At 43.3% G+C, this 21846-nt stretch carries 12 protein-coding genes; 9 read left to right on the forward strand and 3 right to left on the reverse strand.

The window, feature by feature from the left end; translation table 11 throughout:
* Positions 1 to 120: 120 nt before the first annotated feature.
* A complete protein-coding gene (gene larA, locus ACPK8D_RS10160) occupies positions 121 to 1383 on the reverse strand; it encodes a nickel-dependent lactate racemase (RefSeq protein ID WP_424717733.1) in 1263 nt (420 codons plus the stop codon).
* Between the two features lie 479 nt (positions 1384 to 1862).
* The gene (locus ACPK8D_RS10165) at positions 1863 to 2555 is read right to left on the reverse strand and encodes a metal-dependent hydrolase (protein WP_424717734.1); all 693 of its coding nucleotides are present in this window, start codon (positions 2553 to 2555) and stop codon (positions 1863 to 1865) included.
* A 263-nt stretch (positions 2556 to 2818) separates the two neighbouring features.
* Here ACPK8D_RS10165 and ACPK8D_RS10170 point away from each other — a divergent pair, with 263 nt between their 5' ends.
* The 7 genes from ACPK8D_RS10170 (at position 2819) to ACPK8D_RS10200 (ending at position 13857) form a co-directional block, all read left to right on the forward strand.
* Positions 2819 to 3994, forward strand: a complete 1176-nt coding sequence (locus tag ACPK8D_RS10170; RefSeq protein WP_424717735.1) for a DUF2117 family protein — start codon at positions 2819 to 2821, stop codon at positions 3992 to 3994.
* A 306-nt stretch (positions 3995 to 4300) separates the two neighbouring features.
* On the forward strand, positions 4301 to 4651 hold the full coding sequence (locus ACPK8D_RS10175; protein ID WP_424717736.1) for an ArsR/SmtB family transcription factor: 351 nt from the start codon (positions 4301 to 4303) through the stop codon (positions 4649 to 4651).
* 138 nt (positions 4652 to 4789) lie between these two features.
* A complete protein-coding gene (locus ACPK8D_RS10180; RefSeq protein WP_424717737.1) occupies positions 4790 to 5764 on the forward strand; it encodes an AEC family transporter in 975 nt (324 codons plus the stop codon).
* A 205-nt stretch (positions 5765 to 5969) separates the two neighbouring features.
* Positions 5970 to 7034 (forward strand): cation diffusion facilitator family transporter, encoded by a 1065-nt coding sequence (locus tag ACPK8D_RS10185; protein WP_424717738.1) that lies wholly within the window; start codon positions 5970 to 5972, stop codon positions 7032 to 7034.
* Positions 7035 to 7421: 387 nt separating this feature from the next.
* Positions 7422 to 10046: an ATPase, T2SS/T4P/T4SS family gene (locus tag ACPK8D_RS10190; protein ID WP_424717739.1), complete on the forward strand. Its 2625-nt coding sequence runs from the start codon at positions 7422 to 7424 to the stop codon at positions 10044 to 10046.
* A gap of 17 nt (positions 10047 to 10063) precedes the next feature.
* Positions 10064 to 12004, forward strand: a complete 1941-nt coding sequence (locus ACPK8D_RS10195) for a hypothetical protein (protein WP_424717740.1) — start codon at positions 10064 to 10066, stop codon at positions 12002 to 12004.
* Positions 12005 to 12765: 761 nt separating this feature from the next.
* Positions 12766 to 13857 carry a radical SAM protein gene (locus ACPK8D_RS10200; protein WP_424717741.1) on the forward strand — a complete coding sequence of 364 codons (1092 nt, stop codon included), beginning with the start codon at positions 12766 to 12768 and terminating at the stop codon, positions 13855 to 13857.
* 132 nt (positions 13858 to 13989) lie between these two features.
* On the opposite strand, the gene ACPK8D_RS10205 is transcribed toward ACPK8D_RS10200, so the two are convergent.
* Entirely contained in the window at positions 13990 to 16260 is a 2271-nt protein-coding gene (locus ACPK8D_RS10205; protein ID WP_424717742.1) for a PGF-pre-PGF domain-containing protein, read from the reverse strand.
* An 876-nt stretch (positions 16261 to 17136) separates the two neighbouring features.
* On the opposite strand from ACPK8D_RS10205, the gene ACPK8D_RS10210 reads away from it, so the two are divergent.
* Entirely contained in the window at positions 17137 to 18864 is a 1728-nt protein-coding gene (locus ACPK8D_RS10210) for a beta-propeller fold lactonase family protein (RefSeq protein WP_424717743.1), read from the forward strand.
* A 148-nt stretch (positions 18865 to 19012) separates the two neighbouring features.
* Complete coding sequence (locus ACPK8D_RS10215) at positions 19013 to 21766, forward strand: DEAD/DEAH box helicase family protein (RefSeq protein ID WP_424717744.1); 2754 nt, start codon at positions 19013 to 19015, stop codon at positions 21764 to 21766.
* Positions 21767 to 21846 lie beyond the last annotated feature (80 nt).

A 21846-nucleotide genomic window follows, 5' to 3' on the forward strand; every position in this document is an offset into this window, starting at 1 on the left:
ATATGCTTTAAAAGCAATTCAAATCTGCGGTTTAAACCTGCTGTTCAACTGTAGATCAGAAATACTGGCTTCTGGACTTATTGGCTTCTGGACTTTGCTGATATCAACAGCTTTTACCCTTTACCTCTTTACGGGCAGGGTCCATCCTCCATCAGGCATTACATGGACTTTAGCCTCAGGATTTTCGGAAAAGACCTTCTCAAGTGCTTCTTCTATGCTTTCTACAGGCGTAAAGAAAGCTTTTTCACTTTCGGCCTCCGGAAGCTTTGAGACAAGGTAGAGTTTGAATTCTTTTGCAGCCCTTCCGACAATAGCAGCTTTATGTCCGCCGAACTCAAAACAATTCTTGAAACGTTCGACTGCGTCTTCAGGAACCCTGCACTCCCTGTTCCAGCATTCGTAAACTTTGTTTCCTATTCCCTCGGCACATTCAGCTACAAGAATAATGGAACCTCCTTCTTTTACGGCAGGGATGGCATGCTCAAGGGATTTTGTTGCCTGGTAAAGATTGATATCCTTCGGAAAACCCCCGCAGGAAACAACGACTGCATCCGCAGGCTCAACAGGCACCTTATACATGGCATCAACATACTCCGTGCCTTTTCTGTGCGCTTCGATGAAGTCCCCGGCAACGGCAGCAACAATCTCTTTTTTGCTGTTTATTATAACATTAAGGATAAAATTAAGACCTGCAATCCTTGCAGCTTCTTCTATATTCTGTCTTGCCGGACTGCCGGCTCTGCCTGAGAGAGGGTCTCCCTCAAAGAGTTTGCTGTAAAAGCTGTGGAAGGAAAGTATGGATTTCTCAGAACTGACCCCAGGAAGAATGGATTTCCCTCCTCCTCCATACCCTGCGTAATAGTGAAATTCCAGTGTGCCTGTGCTAATTATAACATCACAGTCGACTACTTCTTCGAAAACTTCAACCGGCGTTCCGAAACTTGTTTCCCCAAGCAGCCTGCACCTTTTCCTGTCGTGCTGGATGCATCGGATTTTTTCAAAGATTTCTTCCCCTACGAGACAGCGACACTCTTCCTCAGTTTGTAACCGATGGAGCCCCAGGGCAAAGACAATAGTGATATTCTCGTTTTTTGCCCCTCCGAGGTAAAGTTCTTCAAGTAAAGGAGGGAGAATTTTTGCAGTCGGAGTCGGCCTCGTAACATCGCTTACGATAATTGCAACTCTCGAATCAGGGTTTACAATCTCAGAAAGCCTTTTGCTTTTTATGGGATTTTCAAGCGCCTTTTTAATGAGGGAAGCCCCTTCTTCCTTTATTTCAGATTCCGAAGGCAGGATGATACTGGACATGTTTTTCTCAGGTATGCTCAGCTCAGAAATCCCGCTTCCAAACGCGAGTGGAATCGTTTTTATATTTTCAGTCATGATCATTCCGATGTCATCGTATTAATTCTATAAAATCGTATAGGTAAACAATAGGGAATTAATTTCAGATCCGGTTTTAAAACTCCCAGTTAAAACCGGCAGTCAAAATTAGATTTGTATTTTTATAATAGACTCATTATTTTTAATACTTCCGTCGCCAGAGTCCCGCAAACCTTTTCGCAAGCATTTTCAAAAAAGGTTTGATCGAAAACCCCTGGCACGGCGTGATCAAACGGCGCAACGGTTGTGGCTCAACGCTTGCGGCCCAACGTTTGCGCTTGAGCTCAAGAAGACTTATTTACGGGCAAAAAAAACCCGTTATTCAATTCACTCAAAAAGGATAATTTATGGGCAAGTGAAGTTATTTCCCACTCTGTGAGAAAGTTAACTGATAAAGTTGTACTCTTTCTATTATTCGCCTTCGGTTTGAAATTTATTGTAAATTGTGGAGTTGGGCAGAGGGATATAATGTTTAGAGGTTAGAGTTCGATTGACTGGCCTGGCTGCATGATGATCACTTTTGCGCCGGTTTTTGATTCAACGGCTTGTTTGAATTCAAGGGGGTCCTGACTGATTACATCGAAGGTGTTATAGTGCATTGGAATTACGATTTCGGGCCGGATGAGTTCTACGGCTTTTGCGGCTTCTTTTATGCCCATTGTGAATCGGTCACCTATGGGGAGGAGGGCTATTTCAGGTTCGTAGAGTTCTCCTATGAGCTGCATATCCCCAAAAATACCCGTATCTCCGGCGTGGTAGATGGAGTGCCCGTTGATTCGTATAATGAAGCCTGCCGGGCAGCCGCCGTCGAAACTGAAGCCGGAGGCATCGATTGAGGAGGAATGGAGCGCTTCGGTCATGGTCAGTTTTATGCCTTCCACGTGCACTGTACCGCCCTTGTTCATGCCCTCTGCAAAAACTCCTTTTGATTTGATGTAGTTTGCAACCTCATGAATGGAGATTATCCGGCATCCGGTTCGTTTTCCAATTTCTATCGTATCTCCGAGGTGGTCACGATGTCCGTGAGTTACGGCTATTACGTCAGGGTTCATTTCTTCAGGGCTGCACGGAGCTATCGGGTTCCCTGAAATAAAAGGATCGATCAACAACTTCTTTTCGGCTTCAAGCAAAAAAGCCGAATGCCCGAGCCAGGTAATCTTTACGCCAGCCATTTATCTTCCTCACAGTCAGTCATCTTTTGTCAAAAATCTTTTGTCAAAACGTAACAATGCATAATGTAATTTTCGATAATGACCGGATAGTCATCACAAAATACCGGGATAAAGAATATCAGAAGAGTACGCCGGAAAGGGACAGCAAAAGCATACCGGCATAATAAAAGGTTATGTTAAAAGCATATCAGCATATAAAGGTCATATATCAGCTTAATAAAGGGTCATATTAATATGTGTTCTTAATAAAAGTCAAGTGAAAGATGAAAATCGTCGTTGTAATTCATGGGCCCGAAGTGATCGATTCGGGAGAAGCAAAAATAATTTTAGAAAAGCTTTCCCGCCTGGGTGAAGTAAAAGCAGAGCTTGGCGGAACAATGGGAAAGACAGCCGTCCTCGATGCCGGGCTTGAAAACCTTATAGATACAACCAGGCATCTCAAGCCAAGTGTCTGTATAGAATCCTCTTTTGAAACAGCAGACCTTATTTGCCTGCTGAACCGGGGAAAAACTTTCGAAACAGGCAAAGTTTTCGGGTCAAAGGTTGCTTCTCGCCTGAAAGACCGTGAAAAGAAGCCAGTGATCCAGATCGAAAGCCCCGGATGCTCCTTCGGGAAAATAATCCCCCTGAACAAAAAAGCCGGAAACTGCATTGAAAAACTCTCCGGAGCCCTTGGGATTCCCTTTGAAAATCCCCTGCCTTTTCATAATCCGGTTTCCATAGAAAATTTCCCGGAAACCGGAAAAACCCGAATCACCCGCGAAATCTCAGGCGTTCTTCCCGGCGAAAACATTTTTGTAAACGGGATTGTTATCGGAAAAGCCCTATCTTCAAAAATAAGGATAATCTCCGAAAACGGCTTAATTACCGCAATCGAGGGCGGAGAAATAAAAGAGCATGGGCTGGAAAAGCTCCATAATTACGAGAAAAGAGATCCTGTTAACCTTGAAAAAGCCTGGATAAAAAGCGGAGACATCCGGAGAAGCAGTTCCTTACTCCCGAATGCCCGGAAACAAAACGCCTGTGCCCGAAAACCAGGATGTTCTTCCCGAGCCGGCGCAGGAAATGTTGCTCCAGGAAGAGTCGTACTTATAGACCACATCGCAGAACGTACCTTCGAACTGGCTGCCGGTGCCGAGCTTGCAGTTACCGTGGGAGATGACACCACTGAGATAGCGGGCGATATCCTCTTCAGGCTCGGAATTCCTATCCTCGGGATCACGGATGGGGACTGCGATAAAATTGCCTGCCGGAATGAAATCTTTCCGGGTTCGGTCATCCTCAGGCTGGCGGCGGGAAGCGACGATATCCTGGGTAAGAAAATAAAACAGGAACTTTTGGGGGGAGAGAATTCTGCGGTTTTAGAGGATATATGCTCTTTTAAAGAAGATGTGCTGAAACTTGCAGAGCCCTTAATTGAAGATGTTTTTGAATACTGATAATAAAAAAGTAGCGCATTTTTCGAAACCTCAAATTCTGACCTGTACAACGTCATTCATCATACTGCGTCATTCTTGCCACGCTTGACGCAGGAGAGCGGCCTTTCAGACAAAAAAGAAGACAAGAACCAAGAATAAAGCAGACAGCTTGTGGAGGCACACAGCTTCAACATAATAGGACACCGGTGTTTTGAATGGGTATAACTTCAGTATTTTGCGAAACCGGAAAAAAGAGAAAATTATTTATAATACCTGACAAATTTGTATAAGAGAATGCTTATACACTTATAATTGAGAGGTAAATTCGTGAAAGGTCATATAAAAAACATGGCTGAAGTTCTCAAAGCCCTTGGCGATGAGAAAAGACTAAAAATAATAAAAATATTTGCTTCTAATAATAATGAAACCTTTTGTGTTTCTGATGTAGCTAAACAACTTGGCATCTCTCAACCCGCCACATCCCAGCATATAAAGATTTTAAAGAATATTGGAATACTTGAAGAAAATCGAAGAGGTTTTAGAGTCTTCTATAAAATTAATTCCGATGTGTTGGCTGAATATAGAAAGGACATAGATGAACTATTTAAGACAGCCTATGAGAGATGCCAATATAATTTCTCCTGTGACAAATGTCCTTATAATAATGAGTACCAGTAAGCGGATACCATTTCTTGTTTATAAGTATTCGAGTGTCAGTAAATATATTTAACGTCTTGACTATAAGTATTTGCCTATACTCTTATAGAAAATGGAAATATAATTACATGAACTGATTCGCAAATATCGCAGGCACGTGTGGCTCAGCATTCCTATCGCGCTTTCAAGATTAACAAAAAGGAGATTTACAAAATGTTGTTTTCAATCGTCGTTCATCAGATGATCCTTTTCTTCAGTATTCTTCTAGTCGGACATGTGGCGGCTAAGCAGGGTGTTATCCAGGAAAATTATCTACCGGATCTTGCCAAACTGGTTTCAAAGATCTTTCTGCCTGTGCTGATCTTTTATATGACCTATGCCGGAACGACAAGGCAGATGGTCTGGGAGAATGCCGCAATGATCGGTCTTGCGACTCTGTTTTATGTGATCATTTCAGCCGTTACCTGGATTATAGCAAAAGGGCTTCGCCCGACCGGCGACAAAGCAAAGGTTTTTCAGTTTGCGTTCATTTTCGGAAACACCGGATTTGTCGGTGTACCGCTGCTTATAGCTCTATTTCCGAAGGACGGCATTTTGTATCTAGCGTTGTTCAGTATTGTCGATCAACTCCTGTTCTGGACTTACGGGATATACCTTGCAACTGCATCCGATAAAAAAGCGAAAATAACATTAAAGAGCTTTGTGAACCCCAACATCGTTGCGATTGCTTTGGCACTCATCTTCATTATGATCGGTGTCAAGCTTCCGACAGTCGTTGATGATACACTTCAGACGATCAAAAACGCGGTCGGTGCTATGGCCATGATCTATCTGGGCGCCTTGATCTTCTACTCCGACTGGAAGACCGCATTCAAAACAAAAGATCTGTATTTCGGCATTGTTGTTAAAATGATCGTTTTGCCGATCCTTTTGGGCAAGCTCCTGTTGATGACGGATCTGCCGAATAACATGATCTGGTCTATGATCATCCTGATGTCCCTGCCGACAATGACGGTCGTGCCAATGATCGCAAAGCTATACGGACACGAAGGTGCCTACGCCGCTGGGATAACGGCTGCAACGCTGGCTATAAGTATAGTGACGATTCCCCTGGTGGTGTTTTTCACAACTTGACTTACGGAAAAGTAGATTCTTCTATACTTACTACATTTGCCTTAAATTCGGAATAAACGGCATTATGAGAAGCTTTCTATCGGTATTAATTATTTAAAAAAACTTATGATGAAAAACATAAGAAATGAGATTATATTTATAAATAATTATTTATAAAAATATTCACTAAGCTTAGTCTTAAAAATTAATTAATTTTGGTGATGCAATGTCTGGTAAGAATTACAGCAATCAATTAAATGAGAATAATACTTCTGGGGATCCCCATGAGCAAAATCATAAACATGGGTTTTTCTCTCATTTTCACGGGCACAGCCATACTCATGGAAAGGTGGATCCCTCTACACTTGCTACGAGCAAAGGACTCTGGGCTGTCAAATGGTCATTTATAGCAATGATAATTACAGCTGTTCTACAGCTTTTCGTTGTATATATTTCTGGAAGCGTTTCCCTTCTTGCCGACACCATTCACAATTTTGGAGATGCTGTAACAGCAGTTCCTCTTGCAATAGCTTTTATCTTGGCAAGAAGAAAGCCAAGCAAAAGTTTCTCATACGGGTATGGTAAAGTAGAAGATGTTGCAGGTGTGATTATCGTTCTCCTTATCCTCTTCAGTGCAATCATAGCAGGATATGAATCTGTAAACCGCTTTTTCAATCCTCAGCCTATAGGTCATTTGCAGGCAGTAGTTGCAGCAGGGATTATAGGCTGCATTGGAAATGAGATAGTGGCTCAATTTCGTATGAAGATCGGAAAGGAAATCGGGAGTGCAGCTCTGATTGCAGATGGTTACCATGCCAGAGTTGACGGCTTAACTAGCCTTGCAGTCCTCATCGGTGCAGCTGGCGTCTGGTTAGGGTATCCAATCATTGACCCTCTTATTGGTATGTTAATTACGATCACCATTCTGAAAATAGTTCTTGATACAAGCAAACCAGTGTTCACCCGCCTTCTTGACGGTGTTGAGCCTGAGGTTATCGATAAAGTTAAAAACGTTGCTGAGAGTGCCGATGGAGTTTGTAAAGTTACAGATCTTAGAGTTCGCTGGATAGGACACAAGCTTCATGCAGAGATCAATGCTTCTGTTAATCCTTCCCTTTCTGTAGAAGAAGGGCATGAGATCGCTAACGCCATAAGAAAAAAGCTTCAGGAGAGTTTTTCCAATCTTTCAGATACCATCATCCATATCGATCCAGTTACAGCTTCAGGAGAATGCTTCCACTGTGGATTGGAAAGCAATAAAACAAAACAGGTAAATCATACACATGTTTAAGATATATCTTTATAATTAACATTCAGAGACCTTGTTTCTCCATCCCCTTTTCTTTTTAGAAAAGCTTCTTTCTCGATCGTACTTCGGAAGGAAAAGCCCCTGAAGAAGCTTTTGACCATACTGCCAGGAATATGGAAGGCTCAAAAATCGGGGAAGCCTTTGGGGAAATCTCAATGAACCTGCTAAGTATGAGGACACTTCAATTATGCGCTCCACTGCTGTAATTTTTGCCCCTCCATTGCAAAGATTACTCTTGCACTTTCCGAGGTTATTACAATTTTTGAGCCAGGTGGCTGAAAAGGTAAATAGAGTTCCTGACGATCGGTCGAAAATATTTAATACACTTAAAGATAAATTAAGAAGTTGACTGGGAAATGGGGGTCAAATTTGAACATAAAGGCGAAGCTTCAGGATGCTGTCAATGCCCTTAATTATGGCAGTCTTTCCGTACAGAATAAAAAGGAAGAAGAAACCTGTTTTTATCGAATAAAACAAACAAAGACCCGGAAAACCATTGCTATCAATTGCCGGGAATGTGATTCGGGATCCTCCCTTAACGATATGCATTGCAGAAAAAACATTTTCAGAATCCTGCACAAGGAGGTTCAGGCCGACTGCCTGGTACTCTCAAGGCTGTATGAACGGGACTACGAAGGGGAAGCCCTGTCTTTACTTTATACTCTTGCAGGTTTCGAGGGGATCATTACAGCGTACGAAAGTGCGGAAAAAGTTCCCGGAGCCTGCAGCTTGCCTGAAAAGAAAGCCTGTGAACTGGAAAGAAAAGAAATAATTGTTTCTTTTGCTAAAACCGTAGAGGCCGACCCTCTAAAAGCCAGGCTGGAAATAAAGCAGTTTATTCAGGGTAAAATGTTGAAGAAGACTTTAGATAAGGTTCCAAAAGATGGTATGGGGGCTTTTTCTGTTTGCAAGGCTTGTTCCGAGCGTTTTTATCACATGCTTCATGAAATTGAAGAAAAACTATCCTGCTTTCCTGAAATTCCTGCTTTTAAAAAATCCGAAATTCGAGCTTCTTCAATAGAGCAGGTCGAAAGTTCCGAAAAAGGAATTGGGAAATCGATAGGAAAAACAATGGGAAAAATGGCAGGAAGCCTGATAAAGGACACGTCGGGAGAAGTGACCCTGGCAGAGATTTCCAGACATCTCCCGTTTCTGGCGCCTGCAAGCCGGAAGGAAAAGCGGGAGAAAAGAAAAAGCTCTGCGGACGAGGTTTTCGATTACGAAAGCGGGATCAAGCCGCATGTTCGGCCTCCTTTTTCCAGTTCCAGGGTATATGCGGATGCGCCTGAGAATACCGAGTTTCTTGAATGTTACGATATAGACGGCAGGGAAGGCAGGAAGCTTGAGGTCTCGATTTACCGCTATACCGACAGGCCGGAAAAACTCTACATGATCAGGCCTCCTGAGTATAATCTCAGGGAGGAAGAACTCAGGCTGCTTGAGAAAGTCCGGATGCGAATGATCCGGCACAGGCCAAAGGATCTTGCCTTTACAGACCCGGCCGGAGCAAGAGAATATTTCAGGCGAATGGCAAAAACGCTTCTGGAAGAAGAACTGCTCGCAAGTGGAGACGCCTGCGATCCTGATGAGCTGGAAAGCTACGCCGACCTGCTTGCAAGGTATACGAACGGGCTCGGGATAGTAGAGGACTTGCTTTCCGACGGCAGGATTACAGATGTTTATATCAATGCCCCGGCCGATAAAAATCCTGTCCACGTTGTGCTGGATGGAGAGGAATGCGTAAGTAATGTTTTCCTCTCGCAGGATGACCTCGATGCCCTGGTATCAAGGTTCAGGATCATCAGCGGCAGGCCTTTTGGAGAAGCGGTTCCTGTGCTGGAACTTAACCTTGAGGCTTTCGGGGTAAGGGTCTCGGTAATAGGAGACCCGCTCAGTGCAAGCGGGCTTGCCTACGCTTTCCGAAAGCATTCCCTCTCTCCCTGGACTTTGCCGAAACTGATCAATACGGGGTCGGTTTCCCCATATGCAGCCGGGCTTTTAAGTTTTCTCATGGACGGGCAGGCTTCAGTCCTGGTCGCAGGAGAAGTCGGAGCCGGAAAAACCTCCCTGCTGTCAGCCATGCTGCTTGAGATTCCGCAGAAGTACAGGATTCTTACAATCGAAGACACACACGAGCTGCCTATCGAGAAGCTCCAGAGCCTGGGCTGGAAGGTTCAGGGAATGAGTTCACAGTCCTCGGTCCTGAAATCAGGAGCGGAGATGAGCCCTGAAACCGCGCTTCGTGCGGCTCTGCGCCTTGGGAATTCCGCCCTGGTTCTGGGAGAAGTCAGGGGACCGGAAGTAAAAGTGCTCTACGAAGCCATGCAGGTCGGAAAAGCCGGAAATTCGGTTATAGGGACCATTCACGGCTCGTCCACTGAAAACGTATATGAGAGAATCGTGCACACCCTTGGAGTTCCTCCCGCCTCTTTCAAAGCTACGGATGCCGTAATTATCTGCTCAGGCATAAGGCTCGAAGGCAGCATGAAAAAACTAAAACGAGTGAGCCGAATTGCAGAAGTTACAGGTGCAGTAATCGAAAATCCTGAGCCTTCGGATATCTTTACGGACATAATGAATTACGATGCATCTCAGGACTTCCTGCTTGCAGGAAAAGCCCTGGAACAGGGACAGTCCGAACTTATAGAAAAGATCGCCAGGAAATGGGGGATTTCCATAGACAGGGCTTTGAAAGGTATAGAGCTTCGAACAAGGATAAAAGAAAAAATTGCAATGGAAGGGCTAAAGAAACCTTTCCTGCTCGAGGCCGAAGCCGTCAGCCAGGCAAATAACATGTTCTGGCTGCTTTCAGATTCTATGAAGAAAGGCAGGCCATACGAAAATGAATACGTAAATAATTCTTCAAATAACTCTGCAAATAACTCTGCAAATGATTCGGAACCAGGCTGCGGGGATGATCTGGAAACCCTTTACAGGCAATGGGAGGCCTGGTTTGAGAATTTTGCCGGAAAAGCTTCGAGCACAGGGAAATAATTATATGAGGGAGAAATATGGCCGAAGAGAGCAACTGGTATGTACAAGCCTGCAAAACCACAGCAAAGCAATGGATATGGGCTGTTCCTGACCCCGTTGCCTTCCGCAGACAATGCGAAAAAAGTGTCAGCCAGGAGTACAGGGATGCCCTTCGGTTTACCGGTTTTGACCTTGAAGCCTTTGAAACCGTGCTCTTTTCCTATGTGGGAACCTTTGCAACTTTAATCCTGCTGGCCGGAATGGATCTTTTCCTGATCCTGTCCAGAAGTTTTGATGTAAGAACGCTTTATATAATGGGAATCCTGACCTTTATTATTCCCCTGATCGCACTCTGTTACCTGAGCGAGTATGTGAAGCTAAGGGCAGGGTTTATGAAGATCTCCTCGCTCGGAGACATTCCTGAGATCCTGAGTTATATAGTAATGTCCATGAAACTCGTTCCTAACCTGGAACACGCCGTACTCTTTGCAGCCCGGAACTCCGAGAGGCCGCTTGCAAAAGACCTGAGGAAACTGGCCTGGGACCTCAACCTCAGGATTTACAGCAGCATGGACGATGCTCTCCTTTCTTTTGCCGACCTTTGGGGAAGGAACAGCGAATACTTCAAGCGTTCCCTTCACCTCATCAAAAGTTCGACAGCCGAACCTGACGAAGCCCAGAGGGTTATAACCCTGAATCGTGCCCTGGATATAAGCCTTGAAGGCACAGAAAGCCTTATGGACGCTTTTGCAGCAAAGCTCAAGACCCCAAGTTATATTCTCTACTCGATTTTCATCCTGATCCCACTTGCCCTGGTAGCTCTCCTGCCTGCGGTTACAGTCGTAGGGATGAAACCTGAAGTAATAGATCTTATCTTCCTCTATGACCTGATTTTTCCGGCTCTTGCAGCCCTCTACTCCGAATATATTCTCATGCAGAGGCCGGTTGCTTTTATTCCAAGACAAATTCCGGACTCTCATCCTGAGCTTGCTGATATCAAACAGAAAAAACGTTTTGCCTTAATATTTTCAGTCCTGGTGTTCTTCCTTATAGCTCCTTTCGGGTATCTCCTGCTGAAGTTTGGAAATCCGGGAGGAATAGTAGCAACCATGCCCCTTGAAGGATATTTTTCACCCACGCTCCCGCTTATTCTGGGCGGAACGGCAGCCATTTCGGCTTACCTGTACTTCTCGGCTGTCCCTTACAAGAAAATAAGAGACCGGATAAAAGAGATGGAACAGGAATTTGCAGATTCCCTTTTTGTGCTCGGGCGGAGGATTTCAGAAGGAAAAGCCCCTGAAGAAGCTTTTGCCCATACTGCGCGAACTATGGAAGGTTCAAAAATCGGAGAAGCCTTTGGGGAAATCTCAATGAACCTGCTAAGTATGAGGACAAATCTTAAAGCTGCTATCTTTGACGAAGATTTCGGAGCCTTCAGGCACATATATTCGGAAAGAATCCGAAACACAATGCTCCTTTTTACGGAAAGTGTCCACAAAAACCATGAAGCTGCAGGTGCCTCGATCATAAAGCTTGCCGACCATTTAAAAGAGCTGGGAGAAGTAGAGGAGCGGATCCGCCGTTCACTTTACGACGTCACCTCAACCATGCGCTCCACGGCTGTAATTTTTGCCCCTCTTATTGCAGGGATTACCCTTGCCCTTTCCGAAGTTATTACGAAAATCCTGAGCCAGGTAGCCGAAAGGGTAAACCGAATCCCTGCCGATCTGTCCGGAATGCCTGTTGAAATCGGGCAGGCGGCTTTTTCCCAGTCCATTTCTCCAGATCATTTCCTGCTTGCAATAGGGGTTTACATTGTCCTTATCAGTGCGATCCTTACCCGCTTTGCAGGTTCGGTTGAATACGGAGGCGATCGGGCGCAGCTGAAATACGACCTCGCCTGCATGCTCCCGATCTCAATTGCAATATTTGCAGTTTCTACCGCGACTTCAAGGCTTATCTTCCGGGGAATGGTGTGAAGTAAAGTAAGAGAAGTTACCTGAACTTCTTCACCGATCCCGAATGAAAAGACGAAACACAGAAAACAGGAAAAACTCGCATCACAAGACTTCCTCCTCCATTAAAGTGGCCAGGTTTCTCTCATTTTTCTCGTGGACTGAGTGCTGGATACTTTAATTAGTCAGGCAAGGGGATAATTATCATTACTTGATAGGATTTAAGCTGATAAAGAAATAATTGAAAAAACTATATGTTTCTAAATTAAATTTCCCTGCCAATTATATTGCTTGAATAATAATGATTACACAATCCAGTTTTAACCAGTTTTAATGATATAGGAGGGTGAAGCAATGATTATTAGCAAAAATATGTTGATTTTGTACCCCGGGGGAGGGTGTGTATACATAAGGCCACCGATACCGGAGCCTCGGCCTGTGCCTCTGTACGGTATGGTCAGGCCTCTTTACGGCGTGCCTCTAAAATGAAATTGCCTCTAAACAAAATAGAGTACAGATATGCTTTATGCGGTTGAACTACGGCGGTTGAATTACAAAATCAGTAGCACAAAAAATCAAAATATCTGAAACGTACCGGTTTTGACAAACTTAAGTGTTCTTGATTTAGTTTTGCATGTGAGAATTCCTGATACAGGAAAACTGGAATTAATATCCCCGTATTTAAACTTTTTTTAAATTAATATCTAAATTAATAGAGTATACTGAATGCTCAAATCCGTTGTACAGGCTTTTGATCAGGTTGCTCTATAATACGGAGTAATATGATGAATCCGGACGAATACAAACCTGAATTCTGTGTGTGGGAGCTTACACTAAAATGCAACATGAGATGCAGGCACTGCGGTTCTGTGGCAGGGAAAGCACGAGAAAGCGAGCTCACGGTCGAGGAATGTCTTAATGTAGCCGAACAACTGGCAGATCTCGGATGCAAGCAGGTAACGCTTATTGGGGGCGAGGTTTTTCTATACGAAGGATGGGAAAAGATAGCCAGGAAGCTGTCTGAGAAAGGCGTTGACGTCAACCTCATTACCAACGGGTTTTTACTTGGAGATGAACAAATTGCCCAGATCAAGTATGCCAGGTTAATTAATGTGGGAATTTCTCTCGACGGGATGGAAGAGAATCACAATATTATGAGAAATGTAAGTACCTCGTTCGAAAGAGTGATGGAAGCCTTTGATACGCTTAACCGAGAGGGCATCCCTGTAGCGGTTGTAACCAGTCTGGTAGATAGAAACTTTGAAGATTTACCGGCAATGTACGATCTACTTGTGGAAAAGGATGTAAAGGTCTGGCAGATACAGATCGTTAACCCGATGGGAAATATGGCCGATAAAAAGAGTATGCTTCTCGATCCCGCAAAAGTGCCCCTGATTACCGGGTTTATCCGAAAAAAGCGTAATGAACGAAAGATCGCTATCTATGCGGGAGACAATATCGGATATTTCGATGACAATGAATTATACATAAGAAGCGAGCCCGGAACAATCTGCGCATGGTCAGGATGCCAGGCAGGTTTAAGGGTTGTCGGGATAGGTAGTACAGGCAATGTTAAAGGTTGTGAATCCCTGTACTCGGACGAATTCATAGAAGGCAATTTACGTGAAGAATCCCTGTCCGAAATCTGGTATAAAGAAGGCAATTTTGCTTATAATAGGAATTTCAACACCAGAATGCTGACAGGGAGCTGCAAGGATTGTGATAAAGGGGCTATGTGCAGGGGCGGGTGCAGGGGAGCCTGCTATTTCACGACGGATTCCAAATTTGAAAACCCTTACTGCTGCTATCCTGGAAAAGCCAATGTCAGTAAGGACTACTTCAAGAGTATTCACCTGAAATACCCTGAGAAAACTTAATGCAAGCTTTTTAAAAAAGACTCGGCCTCAAACTTTTTCAAAATCAGATAACAGATGAGAAATAGTAAGAATAGATAAGAGGATTTACCTCTTATCTCTGGTTTTTTATATCGAGTTTTGGAATTTTATTTTTTACTTTCGCTTATATAGAAATACTGCAAGCAGACCAGCTACTCCGCAAACTATTTCAAAACCCGGCATACTTGAGATTTCTTTCTGTTCAGTTTTCGCTACTGTTTTGCTATTCTGCTCAAGCTCCGAAGTGTCAGTTGCAGGTTTTGTCTCAGCCACAGTTTCTTTCTCTACAGCTTTTCCTGTTATTGCAAAGGATGAGAACTCCGGGGTTTCTGCCGTGAAGTAGAGGTACTTATCGTCTTCTCTCAACAGTTTTACAGGCAGCTGTGACCATTTTTTATCGCTGTACCTGTTGAGGGTGATCGAATTCTGGTCGATATCCTTATCCTTTAACCAGGTCTTTTCAACCTTGAAGCATACTACAGGGTTTTCGATGTTCTTTTCAGTTGCAAATCCTGCGTTTCCGACCCAGATATTAAAGGATTTGTAAACCTCTCCGGAAGGCAGTTCAGAGACTAAAGAGGATTTTCCTTTGAGCTGCTCGGCAATGGTTGTTGTCCTCCCGCACGTCTTCTTCGCATCAAAACTCACATATGCCACGCAGGTTGCATTCTTTACGAAATCAAACTTTATGGGTTTACTGCCTGTAATGTAAACCTGCGAGAGTTCCTTTACCTCAACGTTTTTTGCAGATTCGGGGGAGCCCCCGCCACCACCGCTTCCGCCACTGCTGCCTCCGCTCTTGCTGCTGCTTCCACCACTGCTTGAACTACTGTCGCCGCCAGAACTGCTTTCCAGTACAGTTATTGTAGTAATTTTTAAAGATAATCCGTTTCCATTGTATACTGTCAGATTAACATAATATTTTCCCGGATGAGTATATATGTAAACAGGATTCAGGTCACTGGAGTCAGTCTTTCCATCATTATTGAAATCCCAAACCCTTGAGACTGCATTCAGGGAAGTATCATTAAACTGTACCGCCAGAGGAGCATACCCCTCGGTAACGTTGCTATTAAAGTTTGCAATCAAAATCCCCGTGTCCGGAATAACCGAATCTGTAACCGTGATATAGCCCGGTTTGGCTATAGAGATATTACCAGCCTCACTGGTTACAGTTAGAGTAACATTATATGTGCCGGGATTCGTAAATGTATGCGTGGCATTCATGGCATGTTTTGAGTTAATCCCGTCCCCAAAATCCCAGAGCCATGAATCAGATATGCTGTCAATGCCACTGGCAGTAAATAAAACAACTAAAGGTGCTGCGCCGGATGTTACATTAGCAGTAAAAGTTGCTGTCGGTTTTTCAAATTCTGTTGTAAGGTCAAGTAGATAGATGTCTGTACTGCTGGTACCAGGACCGAAGTTAGTGCTAAAACCCCAGACAACTATGTTATCGTACACATCTGGTGTTGTGTAAGTTTCTTTTGGATAGTTATATAATTGTGTACTTTGCCCTGTGGAAATATTATATACATATACACCTGCACTACCAAACTGGTCATTACCAGATTTTGAATATACGATTTTGTCACCATGTATATTGGGGTGAGTGCCAGTGTCAGCTCCAGCATCAACAATATCAGAACCGTATAAAGTATTACCTGTATGGTCACTGGTAACATCAATAGTTTTTTCAGTAACAAGGTCATACATTTGTATAAACCCGTCTCTGTTATAGAAGTCTGACCATATCACTTTATTACCGTATATTAGAGGACTAAATACCTGGCTGGAATGATGTACTTTTATGGTCTCCTTAGTATTAATATCATAAACAGCAATGTTTCGCCCATCATCGTCTTCATAACCATATGTTATCCTGGTCTCGTAAATATCAGGATCATTGCCTTCTGCAATTTTAGTCTGTGTAGAGGTTGAGATATCGCGCATGTATACGTTATAATTGTAGTTGGTTTCGTTGTAATCTGCACTCCACACGATTTTGTTGCCATAAATGGCAGGTCTGCTAGATTGGTCTACATTCTGTGTGATATAAGTTATTGCAGCTGTAGATATATCATATACAGCAAGCCTTGGTACTCCACTGCTTTCGTCATGCCACACTAATTTGTTGCCGTAAATAGCTGGATAGGACGCTGCAGAAGAGTTAACTGTAGTGTCTGTTTTGGCGGTCAGATCATAAACGTGAATAACACTATCATTTGTCCATACCACATTATTACCATAAATCGCAGGATCAGATCCATTACCAATTCTCGTCACCTGTGCCGCTGACGCTACTGTTGAAAATAGAACTAGAAACGTAAAAATTAAGGCTGTTGAAGCAAAAGCTACTGAATACAATTTCCCCTTATCTTTCACTTATTTACCCCCACATAATTGATATCTTCCAAAGCTAAGGTACAGTTTATATAATCTTTATATTTTTCAGGCTGCACCATAATATTATGAACTTGAATAAATAACATAATATTCGTGTGAATTTATAGTAATTTTTGAATTAATTGAAAAGATATCAAATAAGTATAATAAGTGATATTATATTACTCTATAAGTAAAATATATTCTAATCTTCGTTACTTATTGGCATTTATTCTAAAAAAATTGTCGAAGCAAAAGTAATTACCTTTATTGAGCTGGCCCCACAACTCGGAATTACGTCCTTAATTCTCTAATTTTGATTAGTCAATCGATCTTCCGATTATGAAATTGTTTCTGAAAATCTTATTGATGTGTAAATAAGATCGGTTTTAGAATGAGCTCGTTTAGAATAGTTTTAAAAAAACTTTCCCATTTATGTTCTTAAAAAGTTAGCATCTTTGACAATGCGATTTCATGTGAGACTTTTATTATTTTCTATTTTAATTGATAGAGGTAAACTACCAGTTAAGTTAATGATAATTGGGGACACGTAAAATTGTAAAAGTATCAAAAACAACTTTCAGGTATAATCTTCCGCGGGCTTGTATGAAACTTAGTTATAATAAACTAAAATATCGATTACTCTTTTAAAAAGCTGATCAAAAAACTCAAAACTTTTTTCTTTAAACCTGAAATAGCCTGATATTTCTACATAGAGTGGCTTTAATTTGACATTTATTCCCGGACAAATTCTCTAAAATTAAGGAATTATTAGAGACTTCAGGTTAAAATGAAAAAATTTAAAAGTTATTCGTAAAATTTAGCTATTCATAATATATTTTTTAGAAAATATTGTAACAAGGGGATGAAAAAATAGTGAGAAAGAAAGAAAAATCAAACCCAAGAATTTTAGCATCAACAGCCCTTCTCTTGTTTTTAACCGTATTTTCATTTACTATATCGGTAGCCGCTGCACAGAGTACTTCGCCAGACACGATATATGCATATATTACAAATGGCGGCAGCGATACAGTCTCCGTAATTGACACAGCCACAAAAACTGTAATAGCCACCGTGAACGTAGAAAGCCGCCCCGAGGGGGTTTCAGTCACCCCGGATGGGACAGGGGTATATGTGGCAAACCTGGGCAGTAATACTGTCTCTGTAATTGATACCGCTACAAACACTGTTACAGCGACTGTGGGCGTAGGAACCAATCCTCACGGAGTTGCGGTCACCCCGGATGGAGAAAAGGTATATGTGACAAACTACGGGGGCAATACTGTTTCCGTAATTGATACGGCTACAAACAGGGTTACAGCCACAGTGAATGCAGGAGTTCATCCTTTTGGGGTTGCAGTCGAAGGAACAAAGGCATATGTGACTAACGACGTCGATAGAACCGTCTCTGTAATCGATACAGCTACAGACACCGTGACAGCTACTGTGAATGTAGAAAATCAATACCCTGGTGGAGTTGCAGTCGCGGGAACGAAGGTATATGTGATGAGTGGAAGCACCAGCAATGTCTCGATAATTGACACCGCAACCAGCACGGTTACTGCTACGGTGAATGTAGGTACACGTCCTACTGGAGCTGCAGTCAGTCCGGATGGAAGAAAGGTCTATGTGGCTAATATGGATAGTAATACAATTTCTGTAATTGATACAGCCACAGATACTGTTACAAACACCGTGAGCGTAGGAAAAAGCCCTTACGGAGTTGCAGTAAACCCGGACGGAACAGAGGTATATGTGGCGAACGATCACGAGAATACTGTTTCCGTAATTGATACGGCTACAAACACTGTCACAGCTACAGTAAAGGTAGGTAATTTCCCCAAGGCTTTCGGGCAGTTTACAGGTTCTATTCCCGTACCCGAAGTAGAAACCGATTCAACGGAAGAATTGGAGAAAACGCCAGCTGATTCACAAGAAAGTGCAGCAGCCGGACAAAACGGAGACACACAAACGAGTACCGTGAACAATTACTATGATACTACACAAACTAACACACAAACTAACACACAAACTACTACTGTAAACAATTACTATAGTAGCGAACCTGCCGAAAGGCCTGAAAGCATAGAAGCGGAACAACCTGAAGATGCGCCAGAGGAAAAGCCGGATGTGTCTTCTGCGAGTGTAAACCTTCACGGGGAGAAAACCGAAGTTCTTCAGGGAGAAGACATTCTACTCAAGCTTTCAGCCGTGAATCTTATTACAAAGCCTACCATGCACGTCCAGGCTATTATTATTCCTCCTTCCGGAATGAGCGTCTCTTCTACAGAGTTTGTCCAGTCCGGCGCGGGACAGTACACGACTACATATGAGATTGAACCTGGCAAGGGAAGGGATATTGAAGTGAGGATTGCAGCCAACCAGGTTGGAGATTTTAATGTCACAGGCAGGATAGTCTATTACTTTGGGGATGACAAAGAAGCTGCAGAAGATCACGCGCTCGATCTTCCTATCCACATAAAGGATCCAGCCCCTCAACCCACTCCTGAACCTGCATCCGAAATCCTTCAGGGGATACCCGGATTCGGAGCGATAAGCCTGTTAATGGTATTAATGCTGGTATATGCCTTAAGAAGAAAATAAGTATAAAAGTTAAGGGTGTGCACCTGAGTCTTGATCCGTTCTGAAAAACTCCTGCATTCCCTTTTTTGAAGGAAATCGAGAGATTTCTGTGCTTAGGTTTTCAATAAAAGTCTCCAGGAAGAGAGTGAATCTCAATGGGTAAAGACACATGAGTAAGAATCAAACTCCAGAGCAAAAAGCCAGAAACAGCATCGATGGTAAATTGAAAGAATCTGGCTGGGTAGTGCAGGAAAAGAGCAAGATCGACTGGAGTGTTTCCAGGGGCATTGCTGTTAAGGAGTATTTGACTGATGTGGGACCGGCTGATTATGTACTATTTGCTGATAAAAACCCGGTTGGAATTATTGAGGCAAAAAAAGACGAAGAAGGCCATCGATTAACCGTTGTTGAGGCACAATCATTCGGGTATGCTACAAGCAAGCTAAAATACCTGAACAATGACCCGCTTCCTTTTGTGTACGAGAGTACAGGGAAACTTACACGGTTCACGGATATGCGTGACCCGAAACCAAGATCAAGACCTGTTTTTTCCTTTCACAGACCTGAAACCTTTGATGAGTATCTCAAAAAGAAGCCTTTGAGGGAAAGGCTGCTGGATATACCTGAGTTGCGAACAGAACGGTTAAGGGATTGCCAGATCACAGCAATTTCAAATCTTGAAAGTTCCTTTAAAGACAACCGCCCAAAGGCTCTGGTCCAGATGGCAACAGGTTCCGGAAAGACCTATACTGCCATAACCTTCATCTACAGATTACTGAAATTTGCGGATGCTAAAAAGATCCTGTTTCTTGTTGATACTAAAAACCTTGGTGAGCAGGCAGAGCAGGAATTTAATGCTTATGTGCCAAATGATGATAACCGGAAATTTACCGAGCTTTACAATGTGCAGCGCTTACGCTCCAGCTATATCGCCTCGGACAGCCAGGTATGCATTTCAACTATCCAGCGGCTTTACTCTACTCTGAAGGGCGAGGAGCTGGACGAAAAAACCGAGGAAGAAAATCCTGCTGAAAGAGGCTGGCAGCCAAAGGAACCACTTCCTGTAGTATATAATGAGAAAGTTCCCGTTGAGACATTTGATTTTATTGTCATAGATGAGTGCCACCGTTCAATATACAATCTATGGCAGCAGGTGCTGGATTACTTCGATGCTTTCTTGATAGGTCTGACAGCAACACCAGATAAACGCACTTTCGGATTTTTTAACGAGAATGTTGTTAGTGAGTACAGCCATGAAGATGCTGTTGCAGACGGCGTGAATGTGGGTTATGACGTGTACATCATCGAGACTGAAATCAGTAAAAACGGGGCAAAGATAAATGCTCAGGAGTACGTGGACAGACGGGAGAAACTTACCCGTAAAAAGCGCTGGGAACAGCTGGACGAAGATTTCACCTATACTGCTAAAAAGCTGGACAGGGACGTGGTCAATCCCAGTCAGATACGCCATGTAATACGGACATTCAGGGAAAAGCTGCCTGAGATTTTCCCTGGCAGAAAAGAAGTCCCAAAAACCCTGATTTTCGCCAAAAACGACAGCCATGCCGATGATATTATCAATATAGTGCGGGAAGAGTTTGGAGAAGGCAATTCCTTTTGCAAGAAAGTGACCTACAAAACGGAAGAAGACCCCAAATCAGTTCTGGCAGCTTTTCGCAATGAGTACAATCCCAGAATAGCGGTTACAGTGGATATGATTGCGACAGGTACGGATGTTAAGCCGCTGGAATGTCTTTTGTTCATGAGGGACGTTAAAAGCCTCAATTATTTTGAGCAAATGAAGGGCCGTGGTACACGAACCCTGGGGTTCGATGACCTGAAAAAAGTAACACCATCAGCTATTTCGGCCAAGACTCATTTTGTAGTTGTGGATGCCGTGGGCGTTACGAAAACCCTGAAGACCGACAGCCGGCCTCTGGAGCGCAAAAAGAGCACCTCGCTGAAAGACCTGCTTGCGGCAGTTACCTTTGGCGCCAGGGACGAAGACCTGTATGTCTCGCTGGCTTCCCGGCTTGCAAGGCTGGATCGGCAGATAAGTGAAGACGAAAGAGCTACTTTTGCTGAAAAAGCGAATGGAAAGACTATCAGTCAAATTGTAAAGGATCTGCTCAATGCTTATAACCCTGATATGATTGATCTCAAAGCTGATGAGATTAAACAACGCCAACCGGAAATTTCAGAAACCGATTCAAAGAAAAAGGCGCAGGAAAACCTGATTGATATTGCCAGATCCACTTTCTCCGGCGAGCTAAACAATTATATCGAAAATGTTCGCAGAGTCCATGAGCAGATAATCGATACCGTGAACCTTGACACCCTTAACAGAGCCGGATGGGACAAAGACGCGGTGGTAAGGGATGAAGAGCTGATCAACGACTTTAAAGCATATCTGGAAGCTAACAAAGACGAGATTACAGCCCTGAGAATTTTCTACAACCAGCCCTACCAGAGAAGGGAAGTTACTTTTACGATGATAAAAGAAGTGCTGGAAAAACTGAGGCTGGAAAAGCCCCATTTTGCTCCTTTGAGGATCTGGCAGGCTTACGATCAGCTGGAAAAGGTGAACGGAAATTCCCCGAAAAACGAACTCATAGCCCTGGTTTCCCTGATCCGCAGGATAACCGGGATCGACCCTGTGCTGACGGCCTACGACCAGACCGTAAACCGGAACTTCCAGGACTGGGTATTTAAAAAGCAAGCCGGAACCCTGAAATTTAATGAAGACCAGATGAACTGGCTCCGCATGATTAAAGAATATGTTGCTACCAGCTTCCATCTTGAAATCGACGACCTTGATTACAATCCCTTTGATACGCTTGGCGGGCGAGGAAGAATGTACCAGCTTTTCGGGGACGAGATGAATATGGTTATTAGTGAATTGAATGAGGCATTGGCGACGTGATTTTTGGAGAAAGATCGACAGAGTCTATGATTGATGATTTACAGGCAGAATTAGTAAAAAACGAACTGTTTATATTACCG

The sequence above is a fragment of the Methanosarcina sp. genome, from assembly GCF_049706645.1.
Taxonomy (GTDB): domain Archaea; phylum Halobacteriota; class Methanosarcinia; order Methanosarcinales; family Methanosarcinaceae; genus Methanosarcina.